Origin of the sequence: Aneurinibacillus tyrosinisolvens (genome assembly GCF_001015055.1) — a bacterium.
In the GTDB taxonomy this organism is placed as follows: Bacteria; Bacillota; Bacilli; order Aneurinibacillales; family Aneurinibacillaceae; genus Aneurinibacillus_A; species Aneurinibacillus_A tyrosinisolvens.
On sequence record NZ_BBWZ01000005.1, the window covers coordinates 195,262 to 209,949 of the forward strand.

Sequence of the window (14,688 nt, forward strand, 5' to 3'; positions counted from 1 at the left end):
CCCAGCTTTTTCTTCCATTCATGCATGCACAACCAGGAGGGATGCCATCGTGCTTACTGTGAAACGCCAGGTGAAGGTTTTCATGATTATGACGGAAAATACGCGTGCGAAAATGCAGGACGAATTTTTAGTTATGAAGCAGCGCTATGAGCTTGAACTCGAACAGCTTAGCTTCCAGTCGAAAAAGTTATTTCTGGAGGCACAGCGCAAAGGGCGGGAAGCGCTCGAAATTGTACAGCAGCGGATACATAAGGAACAGAGCGCCCGGCAGGAAAAGCTGGAGCAAATCTCCTTTCAGCTTGAACAAATTGCAAGTCTTCCATCCGGAAGTGAAATTCATTATTCAACGGTGGAAAGCTATGTGGAAATAAAAATAGGGGACGATTGGGACAAACTAATGAGCGAAACGGAAATTGTGCTGTTAGATGGTATCGTTCATGAAATACGGGAAGGAGGAAAGCGCGATGGCAGATAGTTATTTTACAGTCGGCAGACTCGTCAATACGCAGGGGACAAAAGGAGAAGCGAGGGTCATTTCGGAAACGGATTTTCCTGAGCAGCGTTATAAGATAGGGCAAACCCTTTATTTATTTCATCCGTCTGCAGCTGAACCGATACCTTTAGAAATTGCTTCATCACGCCAGCACAAAAATTTTTACCTGCTCACTTTTAAAGGGGTAACTTCGATAAATGAGGTGGAGAAGTATAAAGGCGGCATATTAAAAGTCAGAGGCGATGAACGGGAGCCGCTGGAAGAGGGAGAATTCTACTTCCAGGATATTATCGGCTGCCAGGTGTACACAGAAGAAGGCGAAAAGCTTGGCCTGGTAGAAGAAATTCTCCAGCCCGGCGCCAATGATGTGTGGGTAGTCAAGCCGGAAAAAGGAAAGGATATTCTTATTCCTTACATTGAGGATGTTGTAAAGGAAATCAATATTGCACAGAAGCGCATTGTTGTCCATCTGCTGCCGGGACTTATCTAGGAGGACAGGATGAAAATTGATATTTTAACGCTCTTTCCGGAAATGTTTACAGGTGTATTGGGATCCAGTATTATCGGAAAGGCGGTACAGAAGGAACTTGTTTCTTTCCGTGTCGTGAATTTCCGGGACTATGCCGGAAATAAGCACGGACAGGTAGACGATACACCGTACGGCGGCGGCGGCGGGATGGTACTGAAGCCTGAACCGATTTTTCACGCTGTAGAATCATTGACCGAGGCGAATGGAGAGGCGGCGGCCGCAAAACCGCGGGTTGTCCTGCTGTGCCCGCAGGGAAAGCGGTACGATCAGCGGCTGGCCGAGGAATTGGCGAAAGAAGAACATTTGATTTTCATCTGCGGACACTATGAAGGGTATGACGAACGGATTCGAACTCACCTTGTAACCGATGAAGTATCGATTGGAGATTACGTGCTGACCGGAGGCGAACTGCCTGCCATGGTTATTATTGACAGTCTCGTGCGCCTGCAGAAGGGTGCACTCGGGAATGAACAGTCAGCTGTAACGGATTCATACAGCACAGGCCTGCTTGAATATCCGCACTACACAAGACCCGCCAGCTTTCGCGATTTGTCTGTCCCGGACATTCTGCTGTCCGGCCACCATGAGAACATTGAGCGGTGGCGGTTGAAGGAGTCATTACGCCGCACCCTGGAACGCCGGCCGGACCTTCTTGAGAGACAGGAATTAACCAAAGAAATGAAAAAATTAATCGAGGAAATACAACAGGAGTTGTAAAGCTACTCTGACTGTGTTATTATACTCTTTGTGGGCAAAAATGCTCAGAATAAGATGGTCCTCTTCCTATCTTGAAGTTCCGGTAACATAACCGGCTCTACTTCTTATACGGAATGAACATCTGTTGGAAGGAGGAATGGTTATGCAACATATCATTCGTGAAATTACAAATGGCAACATGAAAGCGGATATCCCTAGTTTCCGTCCTGGAGATACAGTACGTGTACACGTAAAGGTTATCGAGGGTCAACGCGAACGTATTCAGGTGTTCGAAGGCGTAGTAATTAAGCGCCGCGGAGGCGGAATCAGTGAAACTTTCACTGTTCGTAAAATTTCCTACGGTGTAGGGGTTGAGCGTACATTGCCGCTGCACTCTCCGAAAATTGATAAAATTGAAGTAGTACGTTACGGTAAAGTTCGTCGTGCGAAGCTCTACTACCTTCGCGACCGCGTGGGTAAAGCAGCACGTATTAAAGAAATTCGCCGTTAATGCGAGAAAAGGAGCTTGGTTGCAAGCTCCTTTTTTGCCTTTTATTGGCCTTATCGTGTATGCTATACAAGTAATGTTTTTACACATTGACTCATTCAACTGACTCAGAAAACAAGGAGGAAGTAAAATGGTTGAAGAGGCCTCCTCTGGAGCAAAGCAAAACCGCAAGGCGAAGGGCGAAGCGTGGGAATGGCTGAAAGCGCTTGGGATCGCCGTGATTCTGGCGCTGCTTATACGGACGTTTTTGTTTGCGCCGGTTCTCGTAAGCGGCTCTTCGATGATGCCGACGCTTGAGGACGGGGAACGGCTTATCGTGAGCAAACTTATCTATTATATTCAAAGTCCAAAGCATGGTGACATTATCGTTTTCCATGCTACAGAAGAGAAGGATTACATAAAGCGCGTCATCGCCACAGAAGGCCAGACGGTGGAATATAGGAATGATCAGCTTTATATTGACGGCAAGCCGGTGGATGAGCCGTACTTGCAGCAGTATAAAAAAGAGGCCAAAGCGGCAGGCTATGATGTGCTGACGAAAGATTTTAGAGAAGAAAAAATACCCCCCGGACATATTTTCGTTATGGGTGATAACCGCCGGAACAGTACGGACAGCCGGATGATTGGGCCGGTACCGGTAAACAAAGTCGTTGGCCGTTCCGAGTTCGTAATCTGGCCGCTTAATAAAATAAAATTTAACTAGAAGAAAAGCAGGTGAGGCATATGACGATTCAATGGTTTCCTGGTCATATGGCCAAGGCGCGAAGACAGGTTACTGAAAAATTGAAATTAATCGATGTCGTGATTGAACTGCTCGACGCGAGGCTTCCACTATCAAGCCGGAATCCGATGATCGACGAGATTGTTTCAGACAAACCGCGTCTCATTTTACTCAATAAATCGGACCTGGCTGACGAGGCAGTAACGAGACAGTGGATCCAGTATTTTGCCTCCCGGGGCATCAAGGCGCTTCCGATTGATGCGCTGTCCGGAAGAGGGGTTAACAAAATCCCGGTGGAGTGCCAGATCCTTGTTGAAGAAATGATGGAAAAGCGCCGCGCCAAGGGAATGCAGGATAGAGCCATCCGGGCTATGATTCTGGGAATCCCGAACGTAGGGAAATCTTCGCTCATGAATCGGCTGGCCGGCCGGAAGGTGGCACAAACGGGCGATCGCCCGGCGGTAACGAAAGCACAGCAGTGGGTGAAGGTTGGGAAATCGCTTGAACTGCTTGATACGCCGGGGATTTTGTGGCCGAAGTTTGAAGACCCGCTCGTAGGCCTTCGCCTTGCAGCGAGCGGTGCGATTAAAGATGAAATCATCGATTTTCAGGAAGTGGCCCTGTTTGTTGTCGCCTACTTGCGCATGCATTATGCGGAGCCATTTAAAGCGCGCTACCAGCTGGAAGAGCTGCCGGAAAGCAAGCTGGCCATCCTGGACGAAATAGGCCGCAGGAGAGGCTGTATCGTGGGCGGAGGACATATTGATTACGATAAGGTGTCCGAGCTCATCCTTCGCGAAATGCGGGGCGGAAAAATAGGAAACATTACGCTGGAGCGCCCGGATGATCCTTTCACCGTGGAAATGGCCCGGGTTAGCATGGATGAAATCAATCCATATGCGTAGTAAAATGAGAACGTGCAGTGTAAAACTGCGCGTTTTTTTGCTGAATAAGAAAGTATATTTGCTTTAAAGTACTAGAGAAAAAGACCGCAAGGTCAACAGTGAGAGAAAAGAGGAGAAGGTCTCATTGAATATTCATCAGATGACGATAAAAGAAATAAAGGTTTATTTAGACAGCCAAAAGGCGCTGGCAGCGGAAGAGGCAGCCGTTCTGGCGGCGGATTCACGCGCCGGGGTATTAAATGCATACAGGCAATGGCTGCGCCGGAAGGAAAAGGAGGAACGTCTGGCCAAACAGTGGGATGAAATGAGTACAATGGAGCGGGCGCTTTGGAAGGAAGGACATGTATACATTGCAGGTATCGATGAGGTGGGCAGGGGACCGCTTGCCGGCCCTGTGCTTGCGGCGGCTGTCATTTTACCCCAGGATTTTTACCTGCCGGGCCTTAACGACTCTAAAAAAGTTCCAGCGGGAGACCGGGAAAAGATGTATGAGACGATTATGGAAGAAGCGGTTAGCGTTTCCATCGGCATGTGCGATGCTCCGCTCATCGATGAAATCAATATATACCAGGCTACACTCCGAGCCATGCTGGCCGCCGTCCAATCTCTGCATGTAAAAGCGACAGCGACGCTAAACGATGCGGTGACGATTCCCGGCTTGCATATGAAGCAGCACCCCATCATCGGCGGCGACGGTAAAAGTGTATCCATTGCGGCTGCTTCCATCGTAGCAAAGGTCAGGCGCGATCGGATGATGGCCCAGTACGATGAGCAATATCCCGGGTATAACTTCGCGTCCAACATGGGATATGGCACCGCAGAACACCTGGCAGCATTGAAAAGCTTAGGTCCGACACCGATTCACAGGAAAACGTTTGCCGGCGTCCTGGTATGAGCATAAAGAAAAAGCGAATAAGAATGGAATCAAGGGAGGAGAGGGGATATGATACCCGGGTCAATTGTTAATTATTTAATGGGGCAGACAGCTTCATCGGTAAATGTTCCGCAAATTGAACTGCAGCCGGGACAGATTTTCCGCGGAACCGTACTGAAGCTGTTTCCCGACAACCTGGCTACCGTACAGTTAGGCGGACTAACCGTAACAGCCCGGCTGGAGACCGCACTTGAGCTCGGACAGAAGACGTGGCTTCAGGTGCAGCCGGGAGGAAACCCGGTTACACTTAAGGTGATTAGCCAGCCAGGGAAATCAGCGGAAGCGGCTGATCCGAGCATTGAGGGACTGGCTAAAGCGATTGGTTCACAGGTAAGCAAAGAAGGTTTGTCCCTGCTGCAGAGAGCACTGGACGAGAAAATTCCGCTCCGCCCGGAGTCGATGCGGCTTCTTCAGGATGTTATTGGAGAAGCTGGCGGGGATAAGGAGACAATCGACGCGGCCCTGCTCGTTTTTAAGAAGGGTCTCCCGGTCACAAAAGACACGGTGCTCTCCGTCCGGGCTTTTTACGGCGGCCAGAATATGGAGACCGGCCTGGGGAAGCTGACTGAGACGCTGCAGCAGGCGCTGGCCGATCCGAAGAAGGATATGCCCCCTGCTTTTCGCGACCAGTTGAAACAGCTTGTGATGCAGCTGGGAGGGGCAAAAGCCGCTGCCGAACGGTGGACATCCATGCTATCATCCTCAGCCCCGGTGCCGGCTCAGGACCCGGCAAATTATCTCCCTGATAAGGCTCAAACAACGCTGCCTGCCCAGCAGGCGGGCAGAAGCGAAGGGACGGACGAAATCCCAGGCCTGGCGAAAAACGCTGCCGATATAGAAATAGCCCGGGATGCAGGCGGGAAGGCAAAGAACGCCGTCCTGGAGTTGTTTAACCGGCTCGGACTTCAGCATGAACGTCAAATCTTGGAGGGGGCCGCCACTATAAATCAGGCGGACACCGTACGGATGGAAAATGTTAAATCGGCGCTGCTTCAAGTGCTGCAAAGCCCTGACGTAAATAGTCTGCACCAGGGCAGCCGGGAACAGTTAGAGCACATGGTCCAGCAGTTGACAGGCCAACAGCTCATGCTGGCAGGAGACAACAACTCTGCCTTTGTGCAGGTTGCAATACAGCTGCCTATCCCCGGACAGAAGGAAGGGGAAAACGCATTAATTCAGATTGAATCGAGAAAAAAAGCCCAGGGGGAACTTGACCCTGACAATTGCCGGCTCTTTTTCTATCTGTCGATGCAGAACATCGGAGAGACGATGCTTGATGTATCGATCGTAAACAAAATCCTCTCTGTCAGCCTGTATAATAATCAGCAGAAGCTGCCCGCCATCGTTCAGGCTTTGCGTTCTTCACTGGAGGCTAAATTGGATGAACAGGGGTATCGCCTCTCCGGCATGCGTGTGCTCCCGCTTCCCGGCCAGGAGTCCGCTGCCGGAAAACCGACAGCAGGCGCGCCGTATCCCGCCTCTTCGTCAAGTCTTGTAAATTACAAGGGGGTTGATTTACGCATATGAATCAGCGGAAAAATGCCGTGGCGCTTCGTTATAATCCAAAGGAGGGAGAGGCGCCGAGGGTTATCGCAAAGGGACAGGGGCATATGGCGGAAACCATTCTCGAAAAAGCCAGGGAAAACCTCGTTCCGATTCAGGAGGATCCTTCTCTTGTTGAAGTTCTTGCCAAGCTCGAGCTCAATGAACAAATCCCTGCCCAGCTGTACCAGGTTGTTGCTGAAATTCTTGCCTTTGTGTATCAGACTGATCAAAGAGAGAAGCAAAATGGCGGATAAATACGCAAGGAAGAAGCTGGGACGTGAAGGGGAAGAGCTCGCCTGCCGCTATCTCGAAAGCATTGGATTCCAGCTGGAGGCCGCTAATTTCCGCACCCGGACAGGTGAAATCGATTTAATTATGCGGGATACAAACACCCTTGTGTTTATTGAGGTGAAAACAAGAAGGAGCCATTCCTTCGGGCATGGTGGTGAATCTATTACGCGGGCAAAGCAGAACAAAATCCGGGAAACCGCACTTGCGTACATGAGGTGGCGAGAAGAGTATGCCGCAAGCATTCGCTTCGATGCGGTCATTATAACGTACCGGCAGGCCAGCCCTGAAATCCTCCATATCCCCTCCGCTTTCTAAACATCCGCCCCTTTTTGAAAAACCCGGGCACATGTCCAACACTCTGGCTTTTATTCACGCATATTGTATAGTACTCGACGTGTAACACCTCCTTCATGATAACCTGCTCCCCGGCAGGTTATTTTTTTTACATTATATGTAAAAATATGGTATTATGGATAAAAAAGGAATGAGAGCGCCCATGTTTGCTTGTGCTTACAGTGCAACTGTACTCGGTATTGAAGGTGTATGTGTGGAGGTCGAGGTGGATATATCAAACGGGCTGCCGTACTTTGAGGTGAGCGGGCTTGCTGCGTCCTCTGTAAAAGAAGCTAGAGACCGGGTACGGGCAGCGATAAAGAACAGCGGTTTTTCATTTCCCGCGCAGAAAATAACGATCAATCTTGCGCCTGCCGACGTTCGTAAGGCGGGTTCCATGCTTGATTGTGCCATTGCGATTGGGATTTTGCTTGCAAGCAGCCAGATAAAAATAAAAAACGAAATGGCCGGCTGGCTGTTTCTCGGGGAGTTGTCTTTAGAAGGAAAACTTCGGCCGATTCATGGAATTTTACCGATGATTTTGGCGGCGAAGGAGCAAGGGCTCGTCGGGGTTGTTATCCCATACGATTGCAAGGAGGATGCAGAACGGGCCCGTCTGCCGATCTTGCGAATCCGGACGTTAAAAGAATGCGTCGATTGTTTTGAGAAACCCATGGATTCTCTCCCTTTCGTGTGTGGACCGAATAAAAACGGGCGCATACATACTGTGCCTGATACGTACTGCTTTAGTGATGTAAAGGGACAGACCCACGTAAAGCGCGCGTTTGAGGTAGCGGCCGCCGGCTTTCACCATATGCTGATGATGGGGCCGCCGGGAACAGGAAAAACAATGATGGCCCGGCGTTTTCGGACGATTCTTCCGCCGTTAAGTGAAGAGGAGTCTCTTACTGTCAGCACGATATACAGTGCGGCAGGCATGCAGCGGGAGCGATGGGGGCAGGAGATGCTGGCACCCTACCGTGCGCCGCACTTCTCCGTTACGCCTGCCGCTATGACGGGAGGGGGCACGCAGCCGAGACCGGGTGAAATAAGCTTATCCCATTGCGGAGTCCTCTTTCTCGATGAAGCGGCAGAGTTTCCCCGATCCGTACTGGAGGTGCTGCGTCAGCCGATGGAGGAGGGGAACATAACGATCGTTCGAAGCGGCGCAAAGCTGGTCTTCCCCAGCCGATTTCTGCTCCTGTCCGCGTTTAATCCGTGTCCGTGCGGGTATTCCGGCTTCGAGACGCCCTCACATGAATGTACTTGCACCCCGCACCAAATAAAGCAGTACCGCAGAAAAATATCGGGTCCCCTCGTTGATAGAATCGACGTGCAGGTGGAAGTTCCGCGCGTACCTGCAGAGCAATTTCAAGCCGGTTCGTCCTTTACATCCCGGCAAATGAAAGAGCGGATTATAGAGGCAAGGGGGAGGCAGCAGGAGAGGTATAAAAACACTCCCTTCCGTTTTAACGCGGAATTGGAGGGACAGTGGATCGAGCGGTACATCCCTCTTTCGCCACCCGTAAAGAAATGGGTCTCTTCCCTGTATCAAGCACTAGGGATTAGCCACCGCTCATACGATAAAATTTTGAAGCTTGCCCGAACGATAGCTGATTTAGAACAATGCAAGGATATCGATGAATCCCATATTGCTGAAGCGATTCAGTACCGGACACTTGAGCAGATCTATTGCAAAAAATGACGAAAGAAAAAGTTTTCGACAGCGTTTTCTGTGGATAAGTTTATCTACAGATTTTTCCCTTACCGTATAAAGGATTCGAATATGATGTGCACATGTTATTAACAGATGGCTGTGGATAGGGAGTCATTGTTCTAGCTTCGTCTGAATATTATAATTATCATAATTAAGTAGCAGGGAGGGTACTTGAATGAAATTACTCTCAGACGAAACGTTGCTGGATGCCTACTGCAAAGCTGTAAAGTTGCAATTAGAAAATGATTTTATCGCATTGCTGGAGGATGAAATAGCGAAGCGGGCTTTGCTTGTTCCTTCTCAATACAATTAATGAGACAGAAAAAATCCGGGGTAGAAGGATTGACTTCTGTCTCTTTATTTTTGTACGCAGCCCCTTTTTTCGTGCAGAAATCACAGGACAGGGTAACGAGTGTTGTGGAAAAATTTAAAAAAATCGGCAGGTATTTGCCGAACCATGCCGAATAAGCTATACTGAATGCGCAGAATAGCTTACACTAGATAAGCGTAATGCGTTTATTTTATGGAAATCTTGGTTAGGAGGATGGAGAATGAATATCCATGAGTATCAAGGTAAAGAGATACTTAAACAGTACGGCGTTGCTGTGCCGAACGGAAAAGTAGCTTTTACGGTAAACGAAGCGGTTGAAGCAGCAAAAACTCTGGATTCAAATGTATATGTAGTCAAAGCGCAAATCCATGCCGGTGGCCGTGGAAAAGCGGGCGGCGTAAAAATCGCGAAGAATTTGGACGAGGTCCGTACATACGCGCAGGAAATCCTCGGAAAAACGCTTGTCACACATCAGACAGGCCCTGAAGGAAAAGAAGTAAAGCGCCTTCTTATTGAAGAAGGATGCGATATTCAGAAAGAATACTATGTTGGAATCGTAGTAGACCGCAACACGAACCGCGTGGTTATGATGGCTTCAGAAGAAGGCGGTACGGAAATCGAAGAAGTGGCTGAGAAAACACCGGAGAAAATCTTCAAAGAAGTTGTTGATCCGGCGGTTGGCCTGCAGGCGTTCCAGGCAAGAAGACTCGCTTTTTCAATCAATATTCCGAAAAACCTTGTAAATAAAGCAGCGAAGTTCATGCTGAGCCTTTATCAGGCGTTTGTTGACAAAGACTGTTCGATTGCCGAAATCAATCCGCTTGTTGTAACGGGAGACGGCAATGTGATGGCGCTTGACGCCAAGTTAAATTTCGACTCGAATGCGCTTTATCGCCACCAGGATATTGTACAGCTTCGTGACCTCGATGAAGAAGATCCGAAAGAAATCGAAGCGTCTAACTATGACCTTAACTATATCGCGCTTGATGGAAACATCGGCTGTATGGTTAACGGTGCAGGCCTTGCTATGGCAACAATGGACATCATTAAGCATTATGGCGGAAACCCGGCCAACTTCCTTGATGTGGGCGGCGGTGCTACAGCTGAAAAAGTTGCAGCAGCCTTCAAGCTTATTCTTTCCGATGAAAACGTAAAAGGTATCTTTATCAATATCTTTGGCGGTATTATGAAGTGCGACGTTATCGCAGAGGGTGTTGTTGAGGCTGCGAAGCAGGTTCAGCTTAACCGTCCGCTCGTTGTTCGTCTCGAAGGTACAAATGTTGACCTTGGTAAAAAGATTCTGAATGAATCCGGTTTAGATATCGTTGCAGCAGAATCCATGGCAGACGGTGCCGAAAAAATTGTTTCCTTGGTGAAATAGAAAGGTGGGACTGGAGAGTTATGAGTATTCTTATTAATAAAGACACAAAAGTCATTACCCAGGGTATTACGGGTGCGACAGGTTTATTCCATGCGAAAGGCTGCCGTGAATACGGTACGCAAATGGTTGGCGGTACATCACCGGGAAAAGGCGGCACAGAAGTTGAAGGTTTCCCGGTTTTCGATACAGTTGTCCAGGCGGTAAGAGAAACAGGCGCGAATGCATCGGTTATTTATGTTCCACCGGCTTTCGCGGCCGATTCTATCATGGAAGCGGTAGACGCAGATCTTGATCTTGTGGTATGTATTACAGAAGGAATCCCTGTTCTTGATATGGTAAAAGTAAAACGCTACATGGAAGGCAGCAGAACCCGTCTTATCGGGCCAAACTGTCCGGGCGTTATTACACCAGGGGAAAGTAAAATCGGGATTATGCCCGGATATATCCATGCTCCTGGTAAAGTGGGCATCGTTTCCCGTTCCGGAACCCTTACATATGAAGCTGTGCATCAGCTGACTACGAATGGAATCGGACAATCCACGGCTGTCGGTATTGGTGGAGACCCTGTAAACGGGACGAACTTTATCGACTGCCTGAAGCTGTTTAATGAAGACCCGGATACAGAAGCGGTCATCATGATCGGCGAAATTGGCGGTACTGCGGAAGAAGAGGCGGCTGAATGGGTGAAAGCGAACATGAAGAAACCGGTTGTCGGCTTCATTGGCGGACAAACAGCACCTCCAGGAAAGCGCATGGGACATGCTGGTGCTATCATTTCCGGCGGGAAAGGAACAGCCGCTGAGAAGATTAGAACGATGGAAGCATGTGGTATTCCTGTTGCCAAGACACCTTCAGAAATGGGTGTAACGATGATCAATGCCCTCATCGAGCGCGGATTGCTCGATGTTTGTAAAACAGTGAAGTAGATAGAGGAGAAAGAAGTGCTCTTGCAGCGCTTCTTTTTTTGTCATCATATACTGGAAGGAAATCCCAGATAAGCGTAGAAATTAATGGGGAAAGGGGAGTGAAGATGGGAAACAGCAAATACGGTTTATTGGCGCTCGCCGGACTCGATGGTGTAGGGAGAAAGGCGCTGCGAAGAGCGAGGAAAGGTGGGTGGACAGCCGGGTTTTCGACCTGGCATGTAAGAGAAATACAGGAACGGCTCGGTGTAACAAATACGATAGCGGAACAGATAAAGGGAGATTTTTCCCTTGAGAGCGGCAAAGAAAAATATGAATGGCTTACCAAACGCAAGATTCATCTGCTTGCATATAACGATGCGGAATACCCTGCTTGGCTCCGGGAAATTGCAGATCCTCCCGAACTGCTGTATGCTATGGGAAAGCTTGAGTCTTTATCGATGCCGGCCATTGCTCTGGTCGGAACCCGAAACCCAACCGTTTATGGCAAAAACATTGCCAGGCAGTTTGGGATGGAGTTGGCGAAAAGAAAGTGGGCGGCCATCTCCGGGCTGGCGAGAGGAATTGACGGCGAGGCTCATCGGGGCGCCGTTGAAGCAAATGGGGTTACGATTGCGGTGCTTGGCTGCGGTATCGACCAGATCTATCCGAAAGAAAATGAAAAGCTCGCCGAAAAAAATAAAAGACCAGGGGCTCCTGCTCTCGGAGTACGCACCGGGGACAGTTCCGCAAAAAGGCTTCTTCCCTGAAAGAAACCGCATTATAAGCGGACTTGGGCGCGGGACGATTGTAGTCGAAGCAGCTTCGCGCAGCGGCTCTCTTATTACAGCCGATTTTGCCGGGGACCAGGGAAGAGACGTATTTGCTGTTCCCGGTTCCATTCATTCTCCGAAAAGCGCGGGCTGCCACTGGCTGATTCAGCAGGGGGCAAAATTGGTACAAAATATTGATGATGTGCTGTCAGAATATCCTGATACCGTTTCGGGTACAAATGAAAGTATAAATGGGACCGAAAGTACAAATGCGTCCGGCCGTGCTACGAAGGAGGAGTCCATTGTCCTTGAAGCCATACAGTGGGAACCGGTGTCGTATGAAGAAGTTTTGTGTCGAACCTCATTTTCTTCTTCCTATTTGCACTATATTCTGTTATCGTTGCAAGTAAAAAAACTAATCATGCAGCTGCCGGGGCCTGCATATGTTCGCATTACTCCCTAGCACGGCTGTTTGACAAACCAGAGGGAAGTAAGAAATAATAGGAGGAATTCTTTTTCATCCAAAAGGGGGAAACATGCTTGGCAGATTCGCTTGTAATAGTAGAGTCTCCCGCAAAGGCGAAGACAATCGGGAAATATCTCGGTAAGAAATATATTGTGAAAGCATCGATGGGCCATGTGAGGGACTTGCCTAAAAGTCAAATGGGTGTAGATGTGGAAGACGGATTCGAGCCCAAGTACATAACGATCCGTGGAAAAGGCGATGTACTGAAAGAATTGCGCGATGCGTCGAAAAAGGTAAAAAACATCTATCTTGCCGCTGACCCGGATCGTGAGGGGGAAGCGATTGCCTGGCATCTGGCCCACAGTTTGAATATAGACGAAGAGAAAGCATGCCGTGTTGTGTTCAATGAAATTACGAAGCAGGCGGTCAAAGAAGCGTTTAAACATCCGAGAAAAATTGACATGGATCGTGTAAACGCCCAGCAAACGCGGCGGATCCTTGACCGGCTTGTCGGTTACAACATTTCTCCGCTTCTCTGGAAGAAGGTGAAGAAGGGGTTAAGCGCTGGACGTGTGCAGTCAGTGGCCGTCAAGTTAATCATTGACCGCGAGAAAGAGATTAACGCCTTTATCCCTGAAGAATACTGGTCAGTGACCGCGCACCTCCTAGCGGGGGAAGAAGGCTTTGAGGCTAAGTTTTATGGCTATAATAATGAAAAAACAGAACTCCATTCGGAAGAGGAAGTCAATCAGCTCCTGGCTAAAATAAAAAACGGTGAATATACTGTAGTTGAATTGAAAAAGCGGGAACGCAGACGCAACCCGGCCGCTCCGTTTACGACAAGCTCTCTGCAGCAGGAGGCAGCCAGAAAGTTAAACTTCCGGGCAGCGAAGACCATGATGGTTGCCCAGCAGCTGTATGAGGGAATCGATATCGGAAAAGAAGGAACAGTAGGTCTCATTACGTATATGAGAACGGACTCGACAAGACTGTCTCCCCTTGCGCAGGAAGAAGCGAAGAACTACATTTCCGAGGAATACGGAGATGCCTATGCTTTGACGGAGCCAAGACAATTCAGCAAGAAAGAAAAGGCACAGGATGCCCATGAAGCCATCCGCCCGACGCTGATAAATAAAGATCCCGGCTCTTTAAAAGAATATCTGTCGCGTGATCAATTAAAGCTATACCGGCTTATTTGGGAGCGCTTTATTGCAAGCCAGATGGCTGCAGCCGTGCTTGACACCGTAACAGCGGACATTGATGTGGAGGGCGCAAAATTTCGCGCCAACGGTTCACAGGTCAAATTTCCGGGTTTTATGAAGGTGTACGTAGAGGGAACCGATGATGCCCAGAAGGAAGACGATAAAATGCTTCCTCCTCTCGTTGAGGGGCAGAAGCCTAAGCTTAGCGAAATAGAACCGAAGCAGCACTTTACCCAGCCGCCGCCCCGCTACTCAGAGGCAAGGCTCGTTAAAACGCTTGAGGAACTAGGTATCGGAAGGCCAAGCACGTATGCACCAACGCTTGATACAATCCAGAAGCGCGGATACGTAGCAATGCAGGAGCGCCGTTTCGTGCCTACTGAGCTCGGGGAGATTGTCATCGGGTTAATGGAAGAATTCTTCCCGGAAATTCTGGACACCGAGTTTACCGCAAAGATGGAAGATGACCTGGACCATATCGAAGAGGGGAAAGCCCGCTGGTCTGAAGTGCTTCAAGGCTTTTACAGCGGGTTTGCCAAGCGGCTTGAAGTAGCGGAGCAGCATATGCAGGAAGTGGAAATTGAAGACGAAGTGTCCGATATTGCCTGCGATAAATGCGGAAGCCCGATGGTTTACAAAATGGGACGGTACGGAAAGTTTCTCGCCTGCTCCTCTTTTCCTGATTGCCGCAACACGATGGCGATTGTAAAAGAAGTCGGGGTGAGCTGCCCGAAGTGTGCGGAAGGCCAAATCGTAGAACGGAAGAGCAAGAAGAACCGGGTGTTTTACGGGTGCAACCGCTACCCGGAATGTGATTTTGTTTCCTGGGACAAACCGCTGCCGCGCAAATGTCCGAAGTGTGAGAATATGCTCGTTGAAAAGAAGGGCAAAAGCAAAGGTAAGGGAACAACCGTGAACTGTGCGGTTTGTGATTACGAAGAAGAAACAACATAAGAAGGAG

17 protein-coding genes are annotated in these 14,688 nt (G+C 49.2%); all 17 read left to right on the forward strand.

All coding sequences use genetic code 11. From position 1 onward, the window contains the following. Positions 1-49 precede the first annotated feature (49 nt). On the forward strand, positions 50-475 hold the full coding sequence (locus tag MBEAL2_RS07135) for a YlqD family protein (protein WP_047151625.1): 426 nt from the start codon (positions 50-52) through the stop codon (positions 473-475). Further along, positions 465-983, forward strand: a complete 519-nt coding sequence (gene rimM, locus MBEAL2_RS07140) for a ribosome maturation factor RimM (protein ID WP_047151626.1) — start codon at positions 465-467, stop codon at positions 981-983. The genes MBEAL2_RS07135 and rimM overlap by 11 nt, the downstream gene beginning before the upstream one ends. A gap of 9 nt (positions 984-992) precedes the next feature. Then, positions 993-1,739: a tRNA (guanosine(37)-N1)-methyltransferase TrmD gene (gene trmD, locus MBEAL2_RS07145; protein WP_047151627.1), complete on the forward strand. Its 747-nt coding sequence runs from the start codon at positions 993-995 to the stop codon at positions 1,737-1,739. Positions 1,740-1,881: 142 nt separating this feature from the next. Next, positions 1,882-2,229: a 50S ribosomal protein L19 gene (gene rplS / locus MBEAL2_RS07150; protein ID WP_047151628.1), complete on the forward strand. Its 348-nt coding sequence runs from the start codon at positions 1,882-1,884 to the stop codon at positions 2,227-2,229. Positions 2,230-2,356: 127 nt separating this feature from the next. Beyond that, positions 2,357-2,929 (forward strand): signal peptidase I, encoded by a 573-nt coding sequence (lepB, locus tag MBEAL2_RS07155; protein ID WP_047151629.1) that lies wholly within the window; start codon positions 2,357-2,359, stop codon positions 2,927-2,929. A 20-nt stretch (positions 2,930-2,949) separates the two neighbouring features. Beyond that, on the forward strand, positions 2,950-3,852 hold the full coding sequence (gene ylqF, locus MBEAL2_RS07160; protein WP_047151630.1) for a ribosome biogenesis GTPase YlqF: 903 nt from the start codon (positions 2,950-2,952) through the stop codon (positions 3,850-3,852). Positions 3,853-3,976: 124 nt separating this feature from the next. Next, positions 3,977-4,747: a ribonuclease HII gene (gene rnhB, locus MBEAL2_RS07165; protein WP_047151631.1), complete on the forward strand. Its 771-nt coding sequence runs from the start codon at positions 3,977-3,979 to the stop codon at positions 4,745-4,747. Positions 4,748-4,795: 48 nt separating this feature from the next. Next, positions 4,796-6,313, forward strand: coding sequence for a TP0910 N-terminal domain-containing protein (locus tag MBEAL2_RS28980; RefSeq protein ID WP_052947538.1), 1,518 nt, complete (start codon positions 4,796-4,798; stop codon positions 6,311-6,313). Then, the gene (locus MBEAL2_RS07175; RefSeq protein WP_047151632.1) at positions 6,310-6,585 is read left to right on the forward strand and encodes an EscU/YscU/HrcU family type III secretion system export apparatus switch protein; all 276 of its coding nucleotides are present in this window, start codon (positions 6,310-6,312) and stop codon (positions 6,583-6,585) included. The genes MBEAL2_RS28980 and MBEAL2_RS07175 overlap by 4 nt, the downstream gene beginning before the upstream one ends. Next, positions 6,575-6,937, forward strand: a complete 363-nt coding sequence (locus tag MBEAL2_RS07180; RefSeq protein WP_047151633.1) for a YraN family protein — start codon at positions 6,575-6,577, stop codon at positions 6,935-6,937. The genes MBEAL2_RS07175 and MBEAL2_RS07180 overlap by 11 nt, the downstream gene beginning before the upstream one ends. A 169-nt stretch (positions 6,938-7,106) precedes the next feature. Further along, on the forward strand, positions 7,107-8,660 hold the full coding sequence (locus MBEAL2_RS07185; RefSeq protein ID WP_236692705.1) for a YifB family Mg chelatase-like AAA ATPase: 1,554 nt from the start codon (positions 7,107-7,109) through the stop codon (positions 8,658-8,660). 187 nt (positions 8,661-8,847) lie between these two features. Next, the gene (locus tag MBEAL2_RS30060) at positions 8,848-8,985 is read left to right on the forward strand and encodes a sporulation histidine kinase inhibitor Sda (protein ID WP_082129804.1); all 138 of its coding nucleotides are present in this window, start codon (positions 8,848-8,850) and stop codon (positions 8,983-8,985) included. Between the two features lie 238 nt (positions 8,986-9,223). Next, positions 9,224-10,384 carry an ADP-forming succinate--CoA ligase subunit beta gene (gene sucC / locus MBEAL2_RS07190; RefSeq protein ID WP_047151635.1) on the forward strand — a complete coding sequence of 387 codons (1,161 nt, stop codon included), beginning with the start codon at positions 9,224-9,226 and terminating at the stop codon, positions 10,382-10,384. 20 nt (positions 10,385-10,404) lie between these two features. Next, positions 10,405-11,310, forward strand: a complete 906-nt coding sequence (gene sucD, locus MBEAL2_RS07195; RefSeq protein WP_047151636.1) for a succinate--CoA ligase subunit alpha — start codon at positions 10,405-10,407, stop codon at positions 11,308-11,310. A gap of 104 nt (positions 11,311-11,414) precedes the next feature. Beyond that, positions 11,415-12,056 (forward strand): DNA-processing protein DprA, encoded by a 642-nt coding sequence (locus MBEAL2_RS33500; RefSeq protein WP_052947539.1) that lies wholly within the window; start codon positions 11,415-11,417, stop codon positions 12,054-12,056. After that, on the forward strand, positions 11,965-12,522 hold the full coding sequence (locus MBEAL2_RS33505; RefSeq protein WP_052947540.1) for a DNA-processing protein DprA: 558 nt from the start codon (positions 11,965-11,967) through the stop codon (positions 12,520-12,522). The genes MBEAL2_RS33500 and MBEAL2_RS33505 overlap by 92 nt, the downstream gene beginning before the upstream one ends. A gap of 77 nt (positions 12,523-12,599) precedes the next feature. Beyond that, the gene (gene topA, locus MBEAL2_RS07205) at positions 12,600-14,681 is read left to right on the forward strand and encodes a type I DNA topoisomerase (RefSeq protein ID WP_047151637.1); all 2,082 of its coding nucleotides are present in this window, start codon (positions 12,600-12,602) and stop codon (positions 14,679-14,681) included. Positions 14,682-14,688 lie beyond the last annotated feature (7 nt).

Coding starts and splice junctions, on each gene's coding strand:
- rimM (WP_047151626.1), top strand. CDS start 465: ATGGCAGATAGTTATTTTACAGTCGGCAGACTCGTCAATACGCAGGGG.
- trmD (WP_047151627.1), top strand. CDS start 993: ATGAAAATTGATATTTTAACGCTCTTTCCGGAAATGTTTACAGGTGTA.
- rplS (WP_047151628.1), top strand. CDS start 1,882: ATGCAACATATCATTCGTGAAATTACAAATGGCAACATGAAAGCGGAT.
- lepB (WP_047151629.1), top strand. CDS start 2,357: ATGGTTGAAGAGGCCTCCTCTGGAGCAAAGCAAAACCGCAAGGCGAAG.
- ylqF (WP_047151630.1), top strand. CDS start 2,950: ATGACGATTCAATGGTTTCCTGGTCATATGGCCAAGGCGCGAAGACAG.
- MBEAL2_RS28980 (WP_052947538.1), top strand. CDS start 4,796: ATGATACCCGGGTCAATTGTTAATTATTTAATGGGGCAGACAGCTTCA.
- MBEAL2_RS07175 (WP_047151632.1), top strand. CDS start 6,310: ATGAATCAGCGGAAAAATGCCGTGGCGCTTCGTTATAATCCAAAGGAG.
- MBEAL2_RS07180 (WP_047151633.1), top strand. CDS start 6,575: ATGGCGGATAAATACGCAAGGAAGAAGCTGGGACGTGAAGGGGAAGAG.
- MBEAL2_RS07185 (WP_236692705.1), top strand. CDS start 7,107: ATGAGAGCGCCCATGTTTGCTTGTGCTTACAGTGCAACTGTACTCGGT.
- MBEAL2_RS30060 (WP_082129804.1), top strand. CDS start 8,848: ATGAAATTACTCTCAGACGAAACGTTGCTGGATGCCTACTGCAAAGCT.
- sucC (WP_047151635.1), top strand. CDS start 9,224: ATGAATATCCATGAGTATCAAGGTAAAGAGATACTTAAACAGTACGGC.
- sucD (WP_047151636.1), top strand. CDS start 10,405: ATGAGTATTCTTATTAATAAAGACACAAAAGTCATTACCCAGGGTATT.
- MBEAL2_RS33500 (WP_052947539.1), top strand. CDS start 11,415: ATGGGAAACAGCAAATACGGTTTATTGGCGCTCGCCGGACTCGATGGT.
- MBEAL2_RS33505 (WP_052947540.1), top strand. CDS start 11,965: ATGAAAAGCTCGCCGAAAAAAATAAAAGACCAGGGGCTCCTGCTCTCG.